General features: G+C 55.7%; 18 protein-coding genes. 7 read left to right on the plus strand and 11 right to left on the minus strand.

Features of this window, described 5'->3' with window-relative positions; all coding sequences use genetic code 11:
* Positions 1–35 precede the first annotated feature (35 nt).
* Entirely contained in the window at positions 36–1,196 is a 1,161-nt protein-coding gene (locus EYR88_RS07390) for a serine hydrolase domain-containing protein (protein ID WP_131089009.1), read from the minus strand.
* A 263-nt stretch (positions 1,197–1,459) separates the two neighbouring features.
* On the opposite strand from EYR88_RS07390, the gene EYR88_RS07395 reads away from it, so the two are divergent.
* Positions 1,460–2,911, plus strand: coding sequence for an APC family permease (locus EYR88_RS07395; RefSeq protein ID WP_131089010.1), 1,452 nt, complete (start codon positions 1,460–1,462; stop codon positions 2,909–2,911).
* Positions 2,912–2,994: 83 nt separating this feature from the next.
* Here EYR88_RS07395 and EYR88_RS07400 read toward each other — a convergent pair whose 3' ends face one another.
* Complete coding sequence (locus EYR88_RS07400; protein WP_131089011.1) at positions 2,995–3,936, minus strand: RNase H family protein; 942 nt, start codon at positions 3,934–3,936, stop codon at positions 2,995–2,997.
* Between the two features lie 191 nt (positions 3,937–4,127).
* A complete protein-coding gene (locus EYR88_RS07405; RefSeq protein WP_131089012.1) occupies positions 4,128–5,237 on the minus strand; it encodes a glutathione S-transferase C-terminal domain-containing protein in 1,110 nt (369 codons plus the stop codon).
* Positions 5,238–5,465: 228 nt separating this feature from the next.
* Here EYR88_RS07405 and EYR88_RS07410 point away from each other — a divergent pair, with 228 nt between their 5' ends.
* Positions 5,466–5,951 carry a MarR family transcriptional regulator gene (locus EYR88_RS07410; protein WP_131089013.1) on the plus strand — a complete coding sequence of 162 codons (486 nt, stop codon included), beginning with the start codon at positions 5,466–5,468 and terminating at the stop codon, positions 5,949–5,951.
* Here EYR88_RS07410 and EYR88_RS07415 read toward each other — a convergent pair.
* A complete protein-coding gene (locus EYR88_RS07415) occupies positions 5,948–7,792 on the minus strand; it encodes an ABC transporter ATP-binding protein (RefSeq protein ID WP_131089014.1) in 1,845 nt (614 codons plus the stop codon). The two genes, EYR88_RS07410 and EYR88_RS07415, sit on opposite strands and share 4 nt — an antisense overlap.
* A 103-nt stretch (positions 7,793–7,895) precedes the next feature.
* Here EYR88_RS07415 and EYR88_RS07420 point away from each other — a divergent pair, with 103 nt between their 5' ends.
* Positions 7,896–8,369, plus strand: a complete 474-nt coding sequence (locus tag EYR88_RS07420; RefSeq protein ID WP_131089015.1) for a MarR family transcriptional regulator — start codon at positions 7,896–7,898, stop codon at positions 8,367–8,369.
* 90 nt (positions 8,370–8,459) lie between these two features.
* Here the strand turns inward: EYR88_RS07420 and EYR88_RS07425 are convergent, their stop codons facing one another.
* The 3 genes from EYR88_RS07425 to EYR88_RS07435 are packed head-to-tail and all read right to left on the minus strand — an operon-like array spanning position 8,460 to position 12,475.
* Positions 8,460–10,364, minus strand: coding sequence for an SIP domain-containing protein (locus tag EYR88_RS07425; protein WP_131089016.1), 1,905 nt, complete (start codon positions 10,362–10,364; stop codon positions 8,460–8,462).
* A gap of 3 nt (positions 10,365–10,367) precedes the next feature.
* Positions 10,368–11,429, minus strand: a complete 1,062-nt coding sequence (locus tag EYR88_RS07430) for an iron ABC transporter permease (RefSeq protein WP_131089017.1) — start codon at positions 11,427–11,429, stop codon at positions 10,368–10,370.
* Positions 11,426–12,475, minus strand: a complete 1,050-nt coding sequence (locus EYR88_RS07435; protein WP_131089018.1) for an iron ABC transporter permease — start codon at positions 12,473–12,475, stop codon at positions 11,426–11,428. The genes EYR88_RS07430 and EYR88_RS07435 overlap by 4 nt, the downstream gene beginning before the upstream one ends.
* Before the next feature lie 20 nt (positions 12,476–12,495).
* On the opposite strand from EYR88_RS07435, the gene EYR88_RS07440 reads away from it, so the two are divergent.
* Positions 12,496–13,296 carry an MBL fold metallo-hydrolase gene (locus EYR88_RS07440; RefSeq protein ID WP_131089019.1) on the plus strand — a complete coding sequence of 267 codons (801 nt, stop codon included), beginning with the start codon at positions 12,496–12,498 and terminating at the stop codon, positions 13,294–13,296.
* A 3-nt stretch (positions 13,297–13,299) separates the two neighbouring features.
* Here EYR88_RS07440 and EYR88_RS07445 read toward each other — a convergent pair whose 3' ends face one another.
* From EYR88_RS07445 to EYR88_RS07455, 3 genes are all read right to left on the minus strand, one after another.
* The gene (locus EYR88_RS07445; RefSeq protein ID WP_131089020.1) at positions 13,300–14,358 is read right to left on the minus strand and encodes an ABC transporter substrate-binding protein; all 1,059 of its coding nucleotides are present in this window, start codon (positions 14,356–14,358) and stop codon (positions 13,300–13,302) included.
* 192 nt (positions 14,359–14,550) lie between these two features.
* Positions 14,551–15,876, minus strand: coding sequence for an FtsX-like permease family protein (locus EYR88_RS07450; protein ID WP_165477295.1), 1,326 nt, complete (start codon positions 15,874–15,876; stop codon positions 14,551–14,553).
* Positions 15,873–16,613 carry an ABC transporter ATP-binding protein gene (locus EYR88_RS07455; protein WP_165477296.1) on the minus strand — a complete coding sequence of 247 codons (741 nt, stop codon included), beginning with the start codon at positions 16,611–16,613 and terminating at the stop codon, positions 15,873–15,875. The genes EYR88_RS07450 and EYR88_RS07455 overlap by 4 nt, the downstream gene beginning before the upstream one ends.
* 129 nt (positions 16,614–16,742) lie before the next feature.
* On the opposite strand from EYR88_RS07455, the gene EYR88_RS07460 reads away from it, so the two are divergent.
* The gene (locus EYR88_RS07460) at positions 16,743–17,003 is read left to right on the plus strand and encodes a thioredoxin (RefSeq protein ID WP_131089022.1); all 261 of its coding nucleotides are present in this window, start codon (positions 16,743–16,745) and stop codon (positions 17,001–17,003) included.
* Positions 17,004–17,067: 64 nt separating this feature from the next.
* Entirely contained in the window at positions 17,068–17,712 is a 645-nt protein-coding gene (locus EYR88_RS07465) for a YqaJ viral recombinase family protein (RefSeq protein WP_242632482.1), read from the plus strand.
* A gap of 79 nt (positions 17,713–17,791) precedes the next feature.
* Here the strand turns inward: EYR88_RS07465 and EYR88_RS07470 are convergent, their stop codons facing one another.
* Positions 17,792–18,886 carry a mechanosensitive ion channel family protein gene (locus EYR88_RS07470; RefSeq protein WP_131089023.1) on the minus strand — a complete coding sequence of 365 codons (1,095 nt, stop codon included), beginning with the start codon at positions 18,884–18,886 and terminating at the stop codon, positions 17,792–17,794.
* Between the two features lie 228 nt (positions 18,887–19,114).
* Between EYR88_RS07470 and EYR88_RS07475 the strand changes: the two genes are divergently transcribed.
* Positions 19,115–20,113 carry a PhzF family phenazine biosynthesis protein gene (locus EYR88_RS07475; RefSeq protein WP_242632483.1) on the plus strand — a complete coding sequence of 333 codons (999 nt, stop codon included), beginning with the start codon at positions 19,115–19,117 and terminating at the stop codon, positions 20,111–20,113.
* The last annotated feature ends 56 nt before the right edge of the window (positions 20,114–20,169 follow it).

Below are 20,169 nucleotides of genomic sequence, written 5' to 3' on the forward strand. Positions count from 1 at the left end.
TTTCTGTTCACTGCCAAGGTTCAGTTTGCCAAGGTTCAGTTTGATTTAGCCTTGGCGTTCTTGGCGAGGATCAGCTGGCGCGCCAGCTGACTGAGCTTGACCCCGGTAGATGTGTCTTTGGGTCCTTCGTTGCGTGAGGGAATGAAGCCAAAGCCGAGCTGGTAGGCAGGGTCGGCAAAGGCCAAAGATGAGTTAGCTCCGTCGTGACCGTAGGCGAAGATGGAGCCGTAATTATTGCGGGCGGTAGCCTTCATGAATCCCAAGGCAAAAGCCTGCAACAAACCGTTGCTTCGATCCAGTCCGTAAACCAGTTCGGTGGAGACCTGTGACCAGGTGTCCGCGCTGAGGAATCCTTGCATCGCGCCGAGGGATGGAACGGCGCCGAAGGATGCGGCATAGATTCCGGCCAGGCCTTGAGCGTTGGCTACCGCACCCATGGACGCCGGACCGATCTGACGTACCTGGGCTGAGTTGGCCAGCTCATGCCAGTTGTAAACCGGACCGTCTGCCAAGGCGAATCCGGAGGCGGAGTTTACCGCCAGGCCAGCTGGCGAGAAGGGATCAAAAAATTCGCTTGGCGCTTCAACGCCAGCTAAGACATCTCGGTAGCGTGATTCCAGTGACGGGTCTTGTCCGATATAAACGTCTGCCGACAGAGGTTTACGGATGCGCTCTTCAAAAACATCTTTAAGCTCTTTGCCGGCGACGCGGCGAACCAGTTCTTCCATCAGTACGCCCATGGTGATGGCGTGATATCCAACGATGTTCTGACCCAGCGGCCAGATGCTTGGCATGGACGCCAGAACCTTGGCATATTCAGCCGAGTTCAGTAGGACTTCACTTGGTACACCGCCGGGAACACCAAGAACGCCAGCCTGGTGACTGAGCACCTCGCCAACGGTGAGCTTATTCTTTCCACCGGCGCCAAATTCTGGCCAGTAGGTGGTCATTGGGGCAGCTGGATCAATCAGGCCATCTTGGACGAGTAAGGCGATGACCAGTGCGCCCATGCCTTTGGTACACGAGAAGACACAGGTCAGTGCATCCGCCGCTAAATGCTCACCGACGCTGTGGCTGAGCACGAGTTCACCCCGGTGATAAACAGCGAGCTGTGCCGAGTAGTTTTCTTCTTCAGCAGCTCGTGCTTCCAGAGCTTGAGCCAAAGGTGCGAAATCTTCGCTAATCACCGAGTCCATCTACGTCCTTAAAGTGCTTGTCGCTTTTCAACTAACCCTAGTCGGATCCAGCGCAATTCTCACTTGGCTCGCCAACATGCTACTAAGATCCCATCCGTATGTCAGGTCACAGCTAGAGGGGCGTAGTACCGCTTATCGTCATTTTGCAACCTTTGGACTCGTGATACTGTGAGCCAACTCAGAAGACGGTTTGCCGACTATGGGTGCAACAACTAAATTTGTCATGCTTGCCACCTACTACTGAAGGAGATGATCTCGATCGCATGACTGTGAATAGTGACACGCCAGTACCCCAGGGCCAGGATACAGAACTCAAGCGGGTGATCGGCCCCAAGCTGCTGCTATTCCTCATCATGGGCGATATCATCGGCGCAGGCATTTTTGCCATCACCGGTAAGGTTGCTGGCCAAGTGGGTGGCGCGGCCTGGTTGCCGTTCCTCGTTGCTTTTGCCATCGCAACTTTGACCGCTTTTAGCTACCTCGAACTGGTCACCAAGTACCCACACGCCGCTGGCGCGGCTCTGTACGTGCACAAAGCTTTTGGCATCCATTTTGTCACTTTCATCGTGGCTTTCACCGTGGCCTGTTCAGGCATTACTAGTGCCGCGACCTCAGCAACCTTGGTTGGTCAGAACCTTCTGATCGGTTTTGGCCAGTTCATTGATGGTGTCCCCACCACGCCACAAGCGGGCATGTGGGCTGCCATTGCCATCATCGTGATCCTTGCGCTGATCAACTTGCGAGGTGTGGGTGAGAGCGTCAGGTTCAACCTCGTCTTGACCATTATTTCGCTGGCCATCATGGCAGTGATCATCGGCATCGGCTTCTCTGTTATTGCGTCCGGTCAGGGTGATATCAGCCGTCTTGTAGTCTTCGAGACCCCGTCGGACCGCAGTCTTTTTGCCGCGGTAACCATGGGTACCGCCATCGCCTTCTTCGCCATGGTTGGTTTTGAAGACTCGGTGAACTTGGTGGAAGAAACCAAGAACCCAAACAAGGTATTCCCGAAGATCATGTTTATTGGTCTGGGTTTGTGTGCAGTGATCTACATGCTCGTGGCAGTTACCGTGATCATGGTGATCCCTACCGGCGACTTGCTGAACCCGAAGAATCCAGATGCCGGTATCTTGCTGGACGTGGTGCGCCTGGGCGCCCCGAACATTCCGGTGGACGCTATCTTCCCGTTCTTGACCGTTTTTGCCGTGGTCAACACCGCGCTGATGAACATGCTGATGGCAAGCCGATTGCTCTACGGCATGGCCCGTCAAGGCGTGCTCCCGCAGTTCTTGGGCAAGGTGCACTCCACCCGCCGCTCCCCTTGGGTAGCCATCTTGTTCAGCACCGCGCTGGCCATTGCTTTGGTGGCTTACGTCAACTTGGATAGCGAGAACGGCATTGTTGGCTCGCTGGGTGGAACCACAGCACTGCTGTTGCTCTGCGTCTTCGCCGTAGTTAATGTTTCATTGCTGGTCTTGCGCCGCGAAAAGGCACCGGAAGATGCCTTCCGTACCCCGACCGTCATCCCGATTCTCGGCGTAGCCTTCTGCCTGTTCCTCGCCGGCCCGTGGGCCCGTTCGCGCGAGGACTGGGTGCAGTACGAAATTGCCGGCCTATTGCTGGTTATTGGCGTACTGCTCTGGGCAGTGACCTGGCTGGTCAACCGCATCAATTACAAAAAGGGCATTATCGAAACCCGCCCCGGGCACTACGAATAAATAGCATCGGGTACAGCTGTGGTCCACCGAGAATTTTTCTCGGTGGACCACAGTTCTTTAAGCCTCTAATCTCGCACTGGCCGCTATGCGGACTGCTCGATAGTTTCCTGACGGAAGCGAAGCTTCCAGCCCTGTTCGCCTAGTTGCCACCAGGAGGAGACCACCAAAACTTCAGAGTCGCTTGGCTTCATTCGGTAGGCCAGCAACACCATTTCTTCACTGATCTGTCGGGTGGCCAGAACCTGCATCTGCCCCGTGGTGGGCAGGGAGGATCCGGAACTCAACAGGGTGCCGATGGTTGCTACATCCAGTAGCCCACCGTGGCGGGTCACCTCTTGGTAGCTGGGGTGCAAGAAGTCGGCGATCTCAGTAAAGCTGGTGCGGATTTGTGGGTCGAGGAATCCTTGCTCCAGCTCATAAACCGTCGCGGCAAAGTCCCCGGATGTTGACACTAGCGCAGATACCTGTGCGGGTTGTTCGGCTTCGTGAGCTGGCTCAACTGGCTCTGCCGGCGCGGACGTAGTGGAAGCACTTGCCGCGGCTGGCGCTTGTGCGCTTCCCACGATGTAACCGGGGCCAGCGTCAGGGGAAGTTCCCCTTTGATGAGCGGTGGCCGCTGCGCGAGCACGTTCGTCGGCAGCCTCGTTCAGGTCATGCCCGGCATGACCCTTGACCCATTCAAAGGTGTACTTGCGGCCGACAATGGCCGAATCAAGTTCTTTGAGGATGTCTTGGTTCAACACCTGTTTGCCATCGGCTTTTTTCCAGCCGCGCTTCTTCCAGCCCGGCATCCATTTGCTGATGCAATTGATGGCGTACTGCGAATCACAGAGGATCTTTAGCTCTTCATCAGGCAGGTGTGCGGTGGCCCGGAAGAGTTCAAGGACTGCTTGCAGCTCCCCCATATTGTTTGTTCCGTGGTCCCAACCACCGGCCGCCCAATTATTGTCATCCACGTACCAGGCCCAACCGGCCGGCCCTGGGTTACCTAGGGCGGATCCATCTGCAGCTGCAATGATCGTCATGCTTTAATCCTGCCACGCCTGATGCCTGCCTCTGACCTACCTATCGGGCCATGTCGCTGACGGTTCGACTCAAAACTAAAACTGAAGAAAAGCTCAAGAAATGGAAAACCCCTGAGCTGGCAGGTTTTGACGATTTCAAAACGTCACCCGAACCCAGGGGTTAAGACCACTTAGCCTAAGCGTTCTACTAGCTATGCCGAGTACAACGGGTTGTGGCCGGCTTGCACGCGCTCTTCGGCTCGAACTTCACCCGGTGCGGTGCCGTTGAGGAACGGACCGTTATCGGCCAACTGATCACGACCCGAGAGTTCTAACCAGTTTTCTAGCACTGGACCCTTCGGGATGATCTGGGTTGGGTTAATGTCTTCATGCACCACGTAGTAGTGAGCCTTGATCTGTTCAAAGTCGATGGTGTCACCAAAACCAGGGGTCTGGAACAGATCACGGGCATAACCCCAAAGGTTAGGCATCTCGACCAGCTTGTTGCGGTTGGTCTTGAAATGACCGTGATACACCGGATCAAAACGCACCAAGGTAGTAAACAGACGTACGTCCGCTTCGGTGATGTAGTCCCCCATCAAGAAACGACGGGTAGCAAGTCGCTCTTCCAGGAAATCCAACGTATCAAAAAGACGATCGTAAGCGTCGCTGTAGGATTTCTGATCCCCAGCAAATCCTGCGCGATATACGCCGTTGTTCACTTCGGTGAAGATCCGCTTGATCAGCGGAAGCATTTCATCTAGCTGATCTTCCGGCACCAAATTTGGTGCACCCTCGCGATGGAATTCTTTCCACTGGGTGGATAGGTCCCAGGTGATTTGTGGGTACTCATTGGTGACAACGGCACCGGATGGGATATCCACGATGGCCGGAACGGTGATGCCACGAGGGTAGTCAGCAAAGCGCTTGAAGTAGTTTTCTTGGATTCGTTCGGTGCCTAGAACTGGATCTTTCCCGTCTGGATCTAGATCAAAATTCCAGCTGCGGGCGTCGTGGGTTGGCCCGGGAAGCCCAACGGACAAGGCATCTTCTAGGCCAAGCAGTCGGCGAACAATGAGGGTGCGGTTGGCCCAAGGGCAAGCACGAGCTGCCACCAAGCGGTAGCGCCCTGCTTCTACTGGCCACAGCTGGGCACCTTCAGAAACACCGGCCAACGGATGACCGATCTTGCTGTCGTTATGCTCATTGCTGTAATTTTCTGGCGCAGTATCAGCGACAATCCGGTCTTGGATGTAGTTGGTATCACGGGTGAATTCTCCGCCGGTGACATAGGCACCCTTCGTTGAATATTCTTCGCTCATCGTTTCCCTCCAAAGTCCTTCATGCTCTACACATTCAGTGTGCTTCCACATCGACCCTAGAACAACGGCTGCCCGTTGAACATGATGATGTGAATCAATATTTCGGCAGGTAGCTGGCCATCAGTTAATTGACGTGTCAGCCTATGTTGCCAAAACCAACCTTACACGAGATGATTGATGCGTCAACAAAATTTTATTGGGCTAACGATACAAGGGTGAAAGAAAATCATGAAGAGCGACGAGACCCGCTGGCTCACCGATAGCGAGCAGGAACTCTGGCGCACGATACGCGAGTTCCTCTGGCAATTCCCCAGCGCAATGGACCGTCAGTTACTCCGCGATGCACAAATGCAGTCCGGGGAATATTCGGTTTTGGCGGTACTTTCAGAGACTCCGGAACCAAGTTTACGTCCCGCTGACGTTGCTCAAGGACTTCGCTGGGACCGCTCCCGACTTTCACACCTGCTTCGTCGTATGGAAGCCAAGGGCTTGATCAGCCGTTGCTCGGATGAAACCGATCGCCGCGGTCACCAAATTGCGCTCACCGAATTGGGTCAACAAACCATCCAAAGTGCAGCGCCGACCCACGTCACCTTTGTGCGCGAAACGCTCTTTGATTCCCTTGATCCTGCAGAACGCAAAGCACTGGAATCCGCGTTGCCAAAGATCCTGGACTCACTGGAAAAGCAAGGGCTCAGAGACTCCTCCTGCTAGTTCCTTTGCGCGGCTAGCTCGCTGTTTTGAACTAATCGCGCAAAGCGACCACCAAGGGCCACCAGCTCGTCGAAGGTTCCTGCCTCAGCAATCTGGCCATCTTCGAGCACCACAATTTTATCCGCACGCATCACAGTGCTTAGCCGGTGTGCAATGAGCAGAGTAGTACGCCCAACTGCAAGCTCATCCAGCGCCTGCTGCACCAACGCTTCGGTGACTGTATCCAGTGCGCTAGTTGCCTCATCCAGCACCAGAACCTTTGGCTTGCGCAGCATGGTTCGAGCGATGGCCAGACGTTGCTGTTCTCCACCGGAGAACCGATGGCCACGCTGACCTACCTCGGTATCTATGCCCTGAGGCAACCCGCGGATGAGCTCTGCAATCTGCGCAGCTTCGAGCGCCTGCCACAGTTGAGCTTCGCTTGCTTCCGGTGCAGCCCAGAGCAAGTTAGCCCTGACAGTATCGTGCAACAAGTAGCTCTCCTGAGCCACCACAGAGACCACATTCGCGATGCCTTCTGGCGCATAGTCTTTGAGGTCAACTCCGTCGAGCAGCACCTGTCCCGAAGTTGGGTCCAGCAATCGTGGAAGCAATGAGCCTAGAGTGGACTTACCGGAACCAGTAGAGCCGACCACTGCGGTCATCGTGCCGGCTTCAAGTGTCAGATTTAGTTGATCCAAGGTCGCCCGATTAGCTTGCGGGTAGCGGAAGCTCACGTTGCGAAGCTCTACGTAACCCTGAACATGTTCTGGTTCCACCGGCTTTGGATTCTTCGGCACCGGTAATTCTTGCTCAGTATCAAGGTACTCAAAAACCCTGCTGAACAAGGCCATGGCCGAAACCCACTGAACCGATAGTTGCATCAAGCCCATGACTGGACGGAAGATCCCAGCTTGTAGCCCAGTGAAGGCAACCAGGGTACCGATACTCATTCCTTCGCCTGTCACCGGCAATCCGGCAGCCAGATAGAGGGCAGCTGGAATAGCCGCAAAAATGATGCTCATGGTGGCCATGCGCCAGCGTCCGGCTAGGGCGCTTTTCATTTCAAGGTCAATGAGCTTATGGCTGGAATCCGCGAAGACCGCAGCGTCCGCACTACCAGTGCCCATGATCTTGGACAGGCGTACTCCTGAGATGCTCAGCCGCTCTTCAATCAGCGAGGTCAGGTTAGACATCTCGCGCTGTCGCTTACCGGTGACCGCGCGCCGCAACTTTGCGGTCTGTTTGGCCAGCAAAATTGCCGGAGGGAAGACAATCAAAGAAATCAGACTGAGCTTCCAAGAGATAGCAACCATGGCTACTGCTGTTGCCACCACGGTGGTCAGGTTTGAAGCGATACTGGTTGCCGAATTGGTAATGACCGACTGCATCTGCCCGACATCATTGATCAATCGAGATTGGACGTCCCCTGAACGGGAGTTGGTGAAAAATCCGAGCGACTGTTTCTGTAAGTGGGTAAAGAGACCGGTACGCAGTCGGTGCATAACGCGCTGCCCCATCAAGGTGGCGCGCCACGTTTGCAGCACTTCCAGCACCGCGGTAGCTAGCGCAATGAGCACCAGTCCCCCGGCGCCGAACATCAGAAGCCGAACATTGCTATTGGGAATGGCGTCATCAATCAGCTCGCGGACAATGAAGGGTTGAGCGAGGCCAATGATGGACGAGGCTACGATCAGTAGGACCACGACGATGACAGAGCCCAGGTGCGGTCTAAAAAGTTCGGCCACACGCTTGAGTGAGACCGGATGCTCGGCTAGCCATTGTTTATCTTGGGCCGAATTTTTCATGCGGCCACCACCGGTAGGCGCGGCCGGTGCTCCGTGCGTTGCTCCTGAACTCATAGATCCTCCCTCATCACTCTTTTCACACAAAGAATAGCAGAGGTAACCTCACTATGTGGTTTCATCTTGAATTTGTTCTGAAGAACACACTATTCTTGAAAGCATGCAGAACGAAGAGTCCAAGGATGACTTGGCAGATCTCTTTCTCCGGGCCTCGCGCGTTATCCGCGGGCGCTGGCGAGAAAACCTCATCCCCTTAGGGATCACCCCACATCAATCGCGAGTGTTGAGCCTGCTCAGCCATGCCGAAAACCAGGGGATGCGCAACTCGCACTTAGCAGAGCGACTACATATCGCCGCGCGCTCCACCACCGAGGTTGTCGACCAGCTTGAAGCTAAAGAGCTGGTGATCCGCACCCCGGATCCTGCAGACCGACGTGCCACACTCATCGCACTGAGCCCCAGTGGCAAGGCTCAAATAGGTGAGCTGACTCGGCTTAGACGCGAGAGCATGGACGGGTACTTTGAAAAGCTTCCGGGCGATGATCGCAGGGAGCTCACCCGCCTGCTGGAGATCCTAAACAGGGAAAATCCTCGCCCACGGCGTTCCGATTGCAAGCCTGCGAGCAGCAACTAGTTCTCAAAACCAAAAAGCGGCGGCCCTGAAAACCATTTAATGATTTTCAGGGCCGCCGCTTTGGAATAGTCCAAGGACTAAAATTCAGTTCTAGTTTTCGGTCTTCCCACGACGCCAGTAGCCCATGAAGGCCACCTGCTTGCGATCTAGACCCGCTTCACGCACCAAGTAACGGCGCATTTCCTTCACGGTCGCTGCCTCACCGGCAACCCACGCGTAGAACGGGGCGTTGTTGGCTTGGCCGGTCTCCCAAAGAATTTCGGAATCAATGTCAATGTCTTCAGGCTCGGCGTTGGTATCAACAACACCGGCTGCCGGGATTGCCACGACCTGACGCAAGGCCGATCGTAGTAGCTCCCCGTGCTCACTATTTCCGCGGGTAAGCCACTGTACGGACACCCCAGAACGAGTCGAAGCACCCAGAATGTCGGTGGTCTCTGGCACCTCGATCAGGGCATGTCCGGTGACATGAGAAGGTAATGACTCAAGGATCGCACAAATTGCCGGAGCGGCCGTTTCATCCCCGGCCAGCACAATGCGGCCGGCATCGCCTGGACGGAATTCGATGCCGCCGTAGCTGGAATCATTGAGGAACTTATTAGGGCCAAGGAGCAACAGTTGGTCACCCACCTGGGCGCGATCACCAAACTCGGTGGCTGGACCGCCGTGTAGCTTTCCATCCACCATGTGTCCGTGCATCACAAAATCAATATCTAGCTCTGCAGTGAGCCCAGCGTTATCTCGGTGACCGGCTTCGCGGAAGGCACGAACGGTGTAGGTGCGCATGTAGCCGCGGGTGTCCGGATCAATGGATAACCAGCGCTTGTACCAACCGACTTGATCCGCTGGACTGGTCATCGCGTTCGGGCGCATCGAGGCAATTTCGTCGGTCAGCGCGGTACCGCCAGCTGGTGGCAGCAACAACTTGATCCGCATATCCAATGGGTGACTGTTGGTCCCAAAGTAATCCAGGTCGTTGCCGCTGAAAGTCAGACGGCGGAAGGAAGGTGAGAGTTCTTGACGTTTGATCAAGGTGGTCTCAAAAGCCAACGTTGGAACGTGCTCGTAGGCCGGGCGAACGCTCTGTTCAGATTCGCCGGTCGTCTCATCTTGTTCTGCTTCAGCTGGCTGCGTACCGGTAGAAGGCTCAAGTGCTTTGGGCTCACTGCGGAAAATACCCTTGGAGGCCAGCACCTGCTCGGTGCGCAATACCCGGTGACGTCCGATAGGTAGAACCAGTGGAGTGCCACCCACCGGGTCAGGGATAACTCGGCTTGGCATCCCAAAAACATCTTTAACTGTCTTTTCGGTCACCACTTCATTCGGGTGCCCGGCAGCGTAGATCTTTCCGTGACGCAGGGCCACCAGATAATCGGCGTAGCGCGCTGCCAGGTTCAAGTCGTGCAACACAATGACCACGGTGATGCCGCGACTACGATTCAACTCGCTGACCACATCAAGCACCTCAAGCTGGTGCGCCACGTCCAAGAAGGTGGTGGGCTCATCAAGTAACAACAGGTCAGTTTCCTGGGCCAGCGCCATGGCGATCCAGACACGCTGACGCTGCCCACCAGAGAGCTCGTCGACTGCACGGTCGGCAAGCTCGGTGGTGCCGGTCATTTCCATTGCGTGGTTCACTGCCGCTTCATCTTCAGCGGAGAAGCGCTTGAATAAGCCCTGGTGTGGGTAACGTCCACGGCTGATCAGCTCGCGGGCGGTGATTCCATCCGGCGCGGTTGGTGACTGTGGCAGCAGACCCAAAATCTTTGCGACTTCCTTGGCCGGCTTGGAATGAATATCCGCCCCGTCCAACAGCACCTGCCCACCGGTGGGCTTAAGCAGTCGTGATAGGGCGCGCAAGAGGGTGGACTTGCCGCAACCGTTTGCGCCGACCACAATGCTCACCTGCCCGGTGGGGATGTCCAAGGACAGTTCGTCGACAATGGTGACCTTGTCATAGGCCAAGGTCAGATCGCTAGCCTGCAAAGTGGCCATGGATTAGCCCCCGTTTCCGGTTGAGTTGGCGCGCACCAAAATCCAAATCAGGAACGGTGCGCCGAATGCGCCGGTAATTACTCCTACCGGCAGTACAAGATCTGCGAACAAATTTGCTGCAAAAAAATTGGCGATAATCACCAGGGTTGCGCCGGTCAATCCGGCAAGGGGAATGTTGATTGGCCCGCGCGAAAGGGCCGCGCTAATCGGACCGGCAAGGAACGCCACAAAGGCCAGTGGCCCGGTCACTGCAATGGGCATCGCCCCCATAGCGACGGCCACAAACACCAGCAGCGTGCGAGCCTGGCTGACATTGACGCCCAGTGCGGCTGCCGAATCCTCGCCCAGTTCCAGCATTTTGAGCTGACGCAGCACAAAGGGAAGGAAGACTCCCCCAATAATTCCTAGGCTGATCAAGAGCACCAGGGCGCTACGCCAGTTGCTCGAAGACAGTGAACCGGAGAGCCAATGCATCACGTCGCTCGCGGTATTCACCTGAGCTTGGGTCAGAAGATATTGGATCAGTGCCTGCAGCATGGATCCGATGGCTAGCCCAGCCAAAATCAATCGTGGCCCGGTGCGTTTACCCGACGCTGAAAGCCAATAAATCAGCGCGGCGACAATCAGTCCACCGGCTAAGGCGAAGACGTTCAGTTTCCAGTCGGTATAACCCAGGGTGATCATCGCGAACACCGCGGCGGCCGAGGCACCGTAGCCCACGCCGATCACATCGGGGCTGGCCAGTGGGTTGCCCAGCCAACGCTGGAAGAGTGCGCCGGAGATACCAAGACCCGCACCAGCCAAGGCGCCAACAGCTACTCGTGGCAGCCTATCGGACATGATAATAAAGCTGGTTCCGGGGACCTTTTGGCCGCTAAGCACCTGTAGAACTTCGGTGGCAGGTAGGCGGTCGCGGCCCCAAAACAGGTAAGCCACGATGGAAAGAATGATGGCGGCCGACATCCAGATGGTGGTTCGAAGCACCCGGTTTTTAGTCCTTTGCGGCCGGCTCTGTTCCGCTTTGTTTTGCTTCACCGTCTCTTGCGTCATTTCGTTGGTGCTCATAGGCTCACCGACTTCATGCCGCTGCGCATCATCAGGATAAAGAGGGGTCCGCCAATCATTGCGCACATGACGCCAACTTGGATTTCACTCGGTGGCGCGATCACTCGTCCCACGGTATCAGCCACCAATAAGAGGATCGGCCCGGCCAGCAAGGACCCAGGCATTAACCACCGGTAATCCGAGCCCACCAGTAAGCGCACGGCGTGCGGGATCATCAAGCCAACAAAGGCGATGGGCCCGGCCACCGCCGTGGCGGTACCGGCCAGGATGACCACACCGATCGAGCCCAGCAGGCGTGCTCGTCCTAAGTTGAAGCCTAGCGCGGTGGCAGTGTCATCTCCCATGGAGACGGCGTTGGACACCCGCGCGGTAGACAAAACAATTAATGCTCCAACGGCCACAACCGGCGCCGCACCAAGGAACGTGTCTAGTGGAGTGCTGGACAGGGATCCGATCTGCCACATGCGGAATCGATCTAGGGTGGAATCCGAGATCATCAGAATCGCGTTGGTGACGGCCCCTACGCCCACGGCCAGGGCCGCGCCGCCTAGGGCCAGCTTGATGGGGGTGGCACCTTCACGCCCCACATTGGCCACCACGTACACCAAGGTCATCACCAGCGCCGCACCAATAAAGGCGGCAATCATGATCCCGGTCAGCGAGCTAACACCCAAAAAAGCGATGGCAACCACCACGCTCATCGCGGATCCTGCGTTCAGTCCCAGAATTCCGGTATCGGCCAACGGGTTGCGAGTTAGACCCTGCAGTCCTGCACCGGCCATGCCCAAGGCGGCCCCGACCACGATGGCCCCGATGGTCCGTGCAAAGCGCGAAGCGACCACGCCTTGATCTCCGTTGGTGGCATCAAAATGCCACAGCGCATCACTGAGCGCGGACAGCGAAACGGCGCGTGCGCCAAAGAGCAACGACGCGCAGATGGCAACTACCAACAACACTCCGAGGATGATAAATGCCCCGAGTTTGCGTGGCAGACGCGGACCGGCAGCTTCGTGCTCTGGGCGCGTCACACTTTCAGTCGAGGTCATAGGTTCCTACACTCATTGCTATGGATCATCTTTCCGCTCCCACCCTGATTGCTCCGGGTATCGCTTTGTTGCAGGCCGATAACCCTTCGGAAATGACGTTGGATGGGACTAACTCCTATTTGCTCTTCGACCCGAAAATTTCTGCGTTGAGCCCCGGTACCCCGGTGGTGTTGATTGATCCAGGACCCGAGCTTCCCGCTCATTTGGAATCGCTGGCCCAATTTGAAATTCAGTTGGTGCTGATCACGCACCGCCATGGCGACCACACCGACGGTATCAACTACCTGCATCGGCTGTGCCAGGCACCGGTTCGCGCCCAGTTGAACGAATACTGCCGGGATGCGGCAGCGTTGGAAGACCACGAAGTCATTAGCTGCGCGGGCATCAACGTTCAGGTTCATTTCACTCCGGGCCACACCTCGGACTCGGTGTGCTTTACGCTCAACGGTGTCAGCCCGCACCTGTTCACCGGCGACACCGTATTGGGTCGCGGGACCACTATTTTGGATCATCCGGACGGAACGCTGGAAGATTACCTTGCTTCCTTGGATCGGCTGCTGCGCCTTGATGACATGCCCCTGCATCCAGCGCACGGTGAGCAACACACTGCCTCGCATCAGTTGTTGCGTGCCTACCTTGCGCATCGTGAGTCCCGATTGGATCAAGTTCGTGGGGCCCTGATTAAACTCGGCAAGGCCGGGGCGGACGTTGACCCAGCTCAATTGCTGGACGTTGTCTACCCCGACCTGGATCCGCGCCTGGTTGGCGCGGCTAGCCGATCCTTGGAAGCGCAGTTGCACTATCTAGCGTCGAATCGCTAGCAGTTACTTTGCTTTGGCTGCGTTTTCGGCAGCCTTCACGATTTTTGGAACAACCTTGTCCAGTGACCATTCAAGGGACAGCGGCGAAGCGGCCGAGATAGCTAGGGTTGCTTCATCGGTGCCTGGCAGTGCCACCGCGTCACTCTTCACTGCAGGGATCTGACCGTACAGCGGCTGCGACTTCACGATGTCTTTCGTGGTGTTACCGGCGATCGCTGAGGAGAAGACGATATCTGAATCCCACTCGTTGACCTTTTCAGGAGAAACGGTGAAGAAGAACGTATCCTTGGTGGCGTTCTTCTGCACGTAGTCAGCCTGCTTCATGCCCAATGCGGTCAAGAAGCGTGGACGGGTGTCGCCTTCGGAGTACACGTATGCGGTATCCGGTGCGGACAAGTCAGCTGCGATGAAGGTTGTATCCTTCAGAACTGGGTTGTCTTCACCGACCTTAGCCAAGTCGCCTTCAACCTTCTTGATCAAGGTTTGTGCTTGATCTTCCTTACCCAGCATCTGACCGGCAACCTCGGTGACTTCCTGCCAGCTGGAGGTGTAGTTCGGCTTGATTGGACCAACTACCGGCGCGATCTCTTCGAGCTTTTCGTACTGTTCCTTCTTCAGTCCCGAGTAAGGAGCGAAGATCACGTCTGGCTTGCTCTTGGCGATGGCGGTGTAGTCAGGGTCATCACCGGTTGTGAACTGTGCTGGAGCCTTCTCGGAACCGATGGAGGCGTCAAGCTTGGCCAGCGCCTCATCCTTCCACTGAGTGGAATTGTTTTTGTTCTGGCCGTAAGTGTCGGCATCCATGCCCACTGGAACGGTGTCCAAAGCCAGCAGGGTGTCAGCGTTGACCCATGAGATGGTAGCTACGCGCTCTGGCGCCTTATCAATCTTGGTCTCACCATAAATGTTCTTGATGGTGACCGGGGCGAAATCTTCGCCAGCTTTGGCTGATGAATCAGCCGAAGAATCTCCGGAAGTGCCCGAGGAACCGCAAGCGGTCAGGCTCAGAGCGAGGATAGCGGTGGACGCGGCGAAGATTCCGGCGCGGCGTGAAATTTTCATGGGTCGGTGATTCCAGACTATGCGAGGTTCTGTGAAACATTACTGCCAAGATAGGTAAGGGTTACCTATCCGAGCCGTATGCCACGATACGCGGTAATCGGATCAATACGCAACATGAAGCGTACCTAATCACCGCCCATGAAGTGATGCTAACCATTTACTGAATCAGAGAATGGACCCTGATCACTGTCTTTATCTTCCAGCCGTTAGCAACTTTTTCGGATCCGCGACCAATATTGATGCCCTAACCAAAAGCAAACCAAGTAACACGGCGACAATAACGGTAAGCACCGTCAGTGGGCTGAGGATGACTGCCATCCCAGCCAACGGCAGGACCAGAACGGTCGAAGCGATCGCAAAACCGATCGACGCAGTCAGCGCCGGGATCATCAATGAATTAGTGCGCGCCGAATTCATGGTGGAGTACGGCATCCCTAGGCGGTGAAGTCCTGAGTACAGTGGCGCCCGGTCCAAGGTACTTGCGCTCTGGCTAATAGCGGAGGACGTAGCCACGCAAATGAAGGTTATTGCCAAGGTCACCAGAACGCCGGTGAGAATATCGCCGGGTAAATAGTCATACCAGGAGTGATCTATTACATCTGTTGCTGACTGTTGCATCAGGGCTGCGCCACTGCCTCCCACCACAGCAACAAATGAGGCCATCGCGACGCCGGAAACCTGTCGCCAAGACTCGGCGGGACTTTCCAAGATCATTCGTGCGGCCAGGAGCTGTTGTGGAGTTTTAGCCGTCTTGAGCTTGCGCTTGCCCACCTTAGAAACAAGGTAGGGGCCAACTAAGTTCAGCACGAGTAGTCCGAAACCAAAGCCAGCAAGAATCACCACGATGATTACGGCAATACTTTCAGTCACTTTCCCCAAATTGAGGAAGACCAAACACAACACAATGATGCTGCCTACCGAAATCAAAGCGCGGACCCAGCTTGGCACCGGCACCGTTCTGCGAGTAGCCACAGACAAGGGCGAGATAACTAACTTGCGTAGACCCGCAGCTGCGCTGATGGCGGAGAGAAGAACGACAGCGAATACTGCTATCGCAACAATCCAAGCCGGCAGATAAATGGCCTTGCCAATGGGTGCTCCTTGGAACCGAATCAATGACGCCAACGGAGCACAAGCCAAGTACAGCACCACACCGGCGAGCGCACCGGCACATGCCGTGGCAGCCGCTTGAATCACGGTCACCGCACTAATCTGTGCTCCGGTTCCACCGAGTAACCTCAGCGAAGATAGCGCCCGGTCATTAGCTCGTGCAGATAGTCTGGCAGCGGCTGACCCAAGTACTAGAAGCGGCACCACAAGGAGCACTACCGCTATTCCCGCCAATGGAAGATATGCTCCTTGAGCTTCGGCTTCAAAGCTGGTGAAGGAATACGCTCCACCAAGTACGATCAGCAGAATCGTGCTGACCATGGCGTAAGCACTGACGGTGAGAACTTGAGGTGCTAGACGAGCCTTGGCTGGGCGCCCCAGCAGCCAGGCTAGATGCAATAGGTTCATCGGGTTTGACCCACAAAAGTGCTGCTGCCCTGGCGGCTGTCACTGATCAGGTTCCCGTCGCTGAGTTTTACAACGCGGTCACAACGCTCAGCTACCGACGGGTCATGGGTCACCATGACCAATGACTTTCCCGCACCCACGGTGCAAGCGAGCAACACGTCTAGTACTTCGGCACCGGTAGTTGAGTCCAAAGCGCCGGTAGGTTCGTCGGCAAAAACAACCATGGCACCAGTGACCTGCGCACGGGCAATCGCTACTCTCTGCATCTGTCCGCCAGAGAGCTGGCCTATTCGACGTTGCTCCATTCCAGCAAGACCTAACGCAGCCAAGACTTGGCCTGCCTGCATCATCGCAGTTTGACGCGAGGTTCCGTTGATCATCAAAGCCATTGCCACGTTCTCTTCGGCAGTAAGCTCTGGGATTAGCAGTCCTGCTTGGAAAACGAATCCGAAGGACTGGCGGCGCAGTTTGGTTCGAGCTTTGTCATTGAGCTGTTGCAGATCTACTCGTGCTTGTCCGGGAAGGTCCAAGATTAGGCTTCCCGTATCTGGCAGTTCAATGCCTGCCAGCGCGTGAAGCAAAGTTGATTTGCCGGATCCTGACGGACCCATAATTGCCAGTGATTCTCCGAGGGAGATTTTCAGATTTACGCCATTGAGCGCGGTGGTGGAGCCGAAACTACGGCGTAGGTCCTGTGCATTGAGTACGGGTGGATGATCTATGGAATTTTCAAGCATGATTCAATGTTTTCAATATTGGTCTGCTTGCACATCGGTGCACGGGCCGAAGTAGCTGCGAGCAGGGTTCATCCCGCAGTAGGAGCGATTCTGACTTGAACCAGTCCTACAGGAGTTCTAGAGCAACTAATGAAATTGGAACTGTACACACAGCCCTTTTGCGCACCCTGCGTTCGTACTCGCCAGACTGTAGCTAGAGCCCAAGAACTACTTCCTGATTTAGAAGTAGAAGAAGTCAATGTGGTGGAGCAAGTTCAACGCGGCGAGGACCTGGGAGTCACCAGCACGCCAATGATTCGCTTGATGCAGGGCGACACGGAAAAATTCCGCGCCAGTAATACTCCTACTTTGCCTCAGCTTTTGACTGCTATCGCCCGTGCCAGCGACTAGTCTCACCTAGTTCAGTAGCTGCAGATGCACGGTTCTTCTGGGTTTATGGGGAAGAATAGATCAGGTGATAACTGTGCCCGGCGTTGAACATGAATGTTTCCAACGCGTCCTCGCTGATTCAACTAATCGTATTGAATGGCTGCGGGCACGAGCGCAGGGCATCACCGCCACCGACGTGGCCAAACTTTCCACTGAGAAGTCCATCAAGAATGCCGCGTGGGACAAGCTCTACGGCAACGGTTTTTCCGGTAATCCCTACACCGATCACGGTCGCAAGCGCGAGCCAGTCATCGCCGCCTGGGTGCAAGAAAATTTCAACATTTTCCCTTCGTCCCAGCTTTTTCATTCCGAAGCTTCACGACTTCATTTAGCCACCCCCGACGGGCTGGGATTTGATGCTGACGGTGCTCCGGTCTTAGCTGAAATCAAGACCACCAATAAGCCACTGAAAAGAATCCCCAAGAACTACCTGCGCCAGATTCTGTGGCAACAGCATGTCATTGGGGCAGAACGTACGCTGTTTGTTTGGGAAGAACATCAGGATTTTATTCCGTTGCGTGATGTGCCCGAGTACCTCTGGGTGGAACGCGATGATGAACTGATTCAGGACCTCATCGACAAGGCCGAGTCTTTGATTTCCGCCCTGCGCGAGGCCACCGCCAGACAGCAACGTTACGACGACTATGGCCCGGCAGCTCTTCGCCTCTAAATCACACTGAACGCAATTGACCCCCAACACCTAATGTGGTGTTGGGGGTCAATTGCTTAATTACGCTCTTACTTCAGGATCAGACGGTGTTGCCGGGAACCATCCGAGGATCGGGTAGGCACTCCGGGTAGCTTTCTAGTAGCTCGCCCAAAAGCTTTTCGCGGATCATATTGCGCAGACTCCACAGGTCTCCGGCATTTCGTGAGGAGAGGTAGATGGTCACGGTCTGTAGACCATTCTGAACATCCGTCACCAGAAGCTCATTTTCTCGGCCATCCCACCAGTCCGACGCTTCAAGTAGCTCGGTGGTGCGCTCGCGCAGGTAGGCCACCGGCGCATTAAGTTTCAGTTGCAACGCGACGTTGCCAGAAATTTCAGTGCTGCGACGTGACCAGTTCTCAAACGGTGTGGTGGTGAAATACGTGGAGGGCAGAATCATTCGGCGACCGTCCAACAGTAGGACCACCACATAGGACAGGGTGATTTCTTCAACCGAGCCACGCTCCCCCTCAACCACCACGGTGTCATCCACTCGGATTGAATCGGTGAAGGCAACTTGCAGCCCGGCAAACACATTGGCCAGCGTTGATTGCACAGCCAAACCGACAACTACCGAGGCCAGACCAGCTGAGGCCAAAAGTCCTGCGCCCAGGGCCCTGACTTGCTCGATGGTCAACAGCACGGCGGCTACTGCGAGGATGCACAATACGGCGATGAGCACGCGGCGCATCAACCCCACCTGAGTTTGCACCTTGGCCAAACGACGCCCAGGACCAAACTTTGATTCGAACCGCAGCATCATGCCTGATTCGACAACGCGCACCAGCTTGATGATGAACCACGTCAGGAAGATTACCAGGATGATCAGGATGACAAACTGCCACGGGTTGTACCAAGAACGGTCCCGGTAGAAGAGGGCAAAGGCCGACTTGGCGATGATTGAGGTGACCAATCCAAAGAAGGGAAGTCGGGTAGCGCGAACATCGGCTTCTTCTACACCGATGCGTTTGAGCATGCGCCGCGCAACGGTACTAAAGGCGAAGGCTAAGAGCGCGGCAACGACTGCACCGGCCAGAACGACAGCCCAGAATTGCATGGACTCAGGAAGAAAGCTTGAAACTTTTATAACTTCCTCGACCGTATCGTCTATAGGTTCAACGGGGGTAGGTGACATGTTTTAAGGATGGCACAAGGCACTAGAAAAATGCTGTGCAGAAACTTGTTGAATCCTTGTCTAGGCCGTTATTTTTCAGCGGTTTTGCTCACAGTACCCGTTGTGGATTTGGTGCTGGCGGTGCCGGATACCGCATGAGGACTAAGCATGGATCTCTTGATTACGTTTTGCTAGGCCCTGCGCGTAACACCCGATCAACCTGAGGATTAATGTGCCACCATGCTAAGTATGAGCCGAACATTTGCTTATCAGCAGGTTGATGTCTTCGCGCCCACTGCTTTTAATGGCAATGGGCTAGGAGTCGTATTCGACGCTGATCAACTCACTGATGACCAGATGCAACATTTCGCCCAGTGGCTGAACCTTGCCGAAACGGTATTTTTTGTTGAGCCCACTTCCGAAGAGGCCGACTACGCAATCCGTATTTTCACTCCGAGTACCGAGCTGCCCTTCGCCGGGCATCCCACCTTGGGTGCGGCGCATGCTTGGTTAGAGTCAGGCGGAGTCCCCGGCCCGGGCGGAAATCTCATTCAACAGTGCGAAGCAGGATTGGTTCCGGTCCGCGTAGAACGCGAAAGCACCGACAGCCATTCACGTCGCCTGGCCTTCTTAGCTCCTCCACTGACTCGTTCAGGCCCTTTGGAACCTGATGTCCTGCAATGGGCCATTAGTGGCCTGGGCCTTCACGAGGACGACGTGGTTGACCACCAGTGGCTGGTCAACGGTCCACATCCTGCGGGTCTCGTTCTGCGCGATGCAGATATCGTTCTGGGGATTGAACCAGACTACGAAGCCCTGCAAGGGCTTGAAGTTGGAGTCATCGGACCTTATACGGCGTCCAGTGTTTCTCACGGCGTCTGGCAGCCACGTGGTTCAGTACTCCCCCGGGTTTCTGGAACCCGAGAAGAACTTCGCCCCCTAGATTTCTCCGACCTTGAACGTTCCGAAGAACGCTTTGGCTCGGTAGTTCTGCAACCGCCTGCCGACTTCGAGGTACGCGCCTTTGTCTCGGGAGAAGCGGTGCCAGAAGATCCAGCCACCGGTTCACTGAACGCGGCCTTCGGCATTTGGCTGACTCAGTCCGGTTACGCTCCGCAGCGATACACCGTACGCCAGGGAACCCGAGTTGGTCGTGGCGCGATCTTGCATATCGAAGCCACCGAAAAAGGTGTGTGGGTCAGTGGCGATGTGGAGACTCGCATTTCAGGTGATGTGAGTTTCGACTGATTCGCCCTCATAGGCTAACTATTGATTCCTTTGTCGGCAATCAGGCACTAACCTTG

The sequence above is a fragment of the Arthrobacter sp. S41 genome (assembly GCF_004320535.1).
Lineage (GTDB): Bacteria > Actinomycetota > Actinomycetes > Actinomycetales > Micrococcaceae > Glutamicibacter.

Bases quoted from the DNA above. Each gene is read 5' to 3' on its own strand.
- EYR88_RS07390 (WP_131089009.1), bottom strand. From the start codon at position 1,196: ATGGACTCGGTGATTAGCGAAGATTTCGCACCTTTGGCTCAAGCTCTG.
- EYR88_RS07395 (WP_131089010.1), top strand. From the start codon at position 1,460: ATGACTGTGAATAGTGACACGCCAGTACCCCAGGGCCAGGATACAGAA.
- EYR88_RS07400 (WP_131089011.1), bottom strand. From the start codon at position 3,936: ATGACGATCATTGCAGCTGCAGATGGATCCGCCCTAGGTAACCCAGGG.
- EYR88_RS07405 (WP_131089012.1), bottom strand. From the start codon at position 5,237: ATGAGCGAAGAATATTCAACGAAGGGTGCCTATGTCACCGGCGGAGAA.
- EYR88_RS07410 (WP_131089013.1), top strand. From the start codon at position 5,466: ATGAAGAGCGACGAGACCCGCTGGCTCACCGATAGCGAGCAGGAACTC.
- EYR88_RS07415 (WP_131089014.1), bottom strand. From the start codon at position 7,792: ATGAGTTCAGGAGCAACGCACGGAGCACCGGCCGCGCCTACCGGTGGT.
- EYR88_RS07420 (WP_131089015.1), top strand. From the start codon at position 7,896: ATGCAGAACGAAGAGTCCAAGGATGACTTGGCAGATCTCTTTCTCCGG.
- EYR88_RS07425 (WP_131089016.1), bottom strand. From the start codon at position 10,364: ATGGCCACTTTGCAGGCTAGCGATCTGACCTTGGCCTATGACAAGGTC.
- EYR88_RS07430 (WP_131089017.1), bottom strand. From the start codon at position 11,429: ATGAGCACCAACGAAATGACGCAAGAGACGGTGAAGCAAAACAAAGCG.
- EYR88_RS07435 (WP_131089018.1), bottom strand. From the start codon at position 12,475: ATGACCTCGACTGAAAGTGTGACGCGCCCAGAGCACGAAGCTGCCGGT.
- EYR88_RS07440 (WP_131089019.1), top strand. From the start codon at position 12,496: ATGGATCATCTTTCCGCTCCCACCCTGATTGCTCCGGGTATCGCTTTG.
- EYR88_RS07445 (WP_131089020.1), bottom strand. From the start codon at position 14,358: ATGAAAATTTCACGCCGCGCCGGAATCTTCGCCGCGTCCACCGCTATC.
- EYR88_RS07450 (WP_165477295.1), bottom strand. From the start codon at position 15,876: ATGAACCTATTGCATCTAGCCTGGCTGCTGGGGCGCCCAGCCAAGGCT.
- EYR88_RS07455 (WP_165477296.1), bottom strand. From the start codon at position 16,613: ATGCTTGAAAATTCCATAGATCATCCACCCGTACTCAATGCACAGGAC.
- EYR88_RS07460 (WP_131089022.1), top strand. From the start codon at position 16,743: ATGAAATTGGAACTGTACACACAGCCCTTTTGCGCACCCTGCGTTCGT.
- EYR88_RS07470 (WP_131089023.1), bottom strand. From the start codon at position 18,886: ATGTCACCTACCCCCGTTGAACCTATAGACGATACGGTCGAGGAAGTT.
- EYR88_RS07475 (WP_242632483.1), top strand. From the start codon at position 19,115: ATGAGCCGAACATTTGCTTATCAGCAGGTTGATGTCTTCGCGCCCACT.